General features: G+C 60.0%; 2 protein-coding genes. One reads left to right on the forward strand and one right to left on the reverse strand.

All coding sequences use genetic code 11. The features are described 5' to 3' along the window. A partial coding sequence (locus ABX749_RS32410; RefSeq protein WP_372899676.1) for a hypothetical protein occupies window positions 1-261 on the reverse strand: 261 nt, incomplete at its 3' end. Between the two features lie 212 nt (window positions 262-473). On the opposite strand from ABX749_RS32410, the gene ABX749_RS32415 reads away from it, so the two are divergent. Next, window positions 474-1,562 (forward strand): sulfatase (locus ABX749_RS32415; RefSeq protein ID WP_372899677.1); only part of this gene is annotated, 1,089 nt, incomplete at its 3' end.

Raw genomic sequence — 1,562 nt, forward strand, 5'->3', positions numbered from 1 at the left:
AAAAAGATCCGCGGCGCGGACCGCCCAAGATTCGATCGCCGATCCCGCCGCGACCAACAACACGTGCCCGGCTTGCCGCGCCTCGATCATCGATCGGCTGATGTAACGACACACCTCGGCATGCAACCGCGTCGACGTGCCAAGGTGGCTGGAGGTCAGCGCCAGCCAGGTCCGCCCACGCAGCGAGTCCACATCAGCCGCCGCCTTCACATCGGCGTTGATTTCAGACCGCTGTAAACGATCATTAAGGGTTTCCATCATCCGCGTGACTCCCCGCCGCTTTTCCGCGACCAAAAAATCCGTGGGTTCGCGCTGCCATCCGTGGGCCCAATGATTGTTTCATTGTTCCGCAAGTTACAGCCTGTCCCCTTTTCCGCGGCAAGATCTTATCGCGCGACACATCGATTTCGAGCACCGATTAAGCTAGGGAGCCATTTGAATCCCTTTTTTCACTGTTTGCCAACAGGCTGAAAATGCTATCAAACCTCTTTCGGTACAGCGTACGACTTTCGTTTGCCTGTATCGCACTGCTTCACGCCTCGCTGTCGCTGGCCGCGGATCGGCCCAACGTCGTCTTGTTTATCGCCGACGACGTCAGTTGGAATGACTATGGATGCTATGGCAATCCGGCCGCCCGCACGCCGAACATCGACGCACTGGCCGACGCCGGCATTCGTTTCGACCGCGCCTACTTGACCGCCAGCAGTTGCAGCCCCTCGCGCAGCAGCATCATCACGGGGCGTTACCCGCACAACAATGGCAAGGCCGCGGAACTGCACCAACCGATCTCGTCGCACTTGCCATGGTTTCCCGAAATCTTGAAACAGTCCGGGTACTACACGGCGCTGTCGGGCAAGCACCACATGAAATCGACCGCGCCGGGCCCAGGCCAGTCGCCGCGGCCGGATGCGTTTGACCACGTCGACACGGGCAAGACGAAAGGGGACACGAGTGGTTCGGCGAATTGGTTGAGCGTGACGCGGCAGCGGCCCAAAGACCAACCGTTCTTCTTTTGGTTTGCGTCCTATGATGCGCACCGCGGCTGGGACGCCGATCAACAATGGAAACCGGACGAGTACGGCCCGAAACACCGACCCGAGGATGTGGTGGTGCCGCCGTTTTTGTCCGATGACGCCAAAACGCGTCAGGACCTGGCGTCGTACTACAACGAAGTCACGCGATTCGATAATCGCATCGGCGTCGTCGTCGACGAGCTGCGTCGCCAGGGGGTATTGGACGACACACTGATTTACGTTTTGGCCGATAACGGGCGGCCATTCCCACGCGCCAAAACCCGGCTGCACGATTCCGGAATGAAGACGGCTTTGGTCGCCCATTGGCCAAAGGGAATCAAGTGGACCGGCGCCAGTGATCAACTGGTCAGCGTGATCGATTTGGCGCCGACGGTGCTGTCCGCAGCGGGCTGCGAGACCCCCGAGACGATGCAGGGTGCATCGATGTTGCCGCTGTTCGAACAAGCCTCGGCCTCGATTCGCCGGTATGCGTTTTCGGAGCACAACTGGCACGATTACGAGGCGTTTGGCCGCAGCGTGCGTGACGGC

Source organism: Stieleria sp., from assembly GCF_041595215.1.
Classification (GTDB): Bacteria; Planctomycetota; Planctomycetia; order Pirellulales; family Pirellulaceae; genus Stieleria; species Stieleria magnilauensis.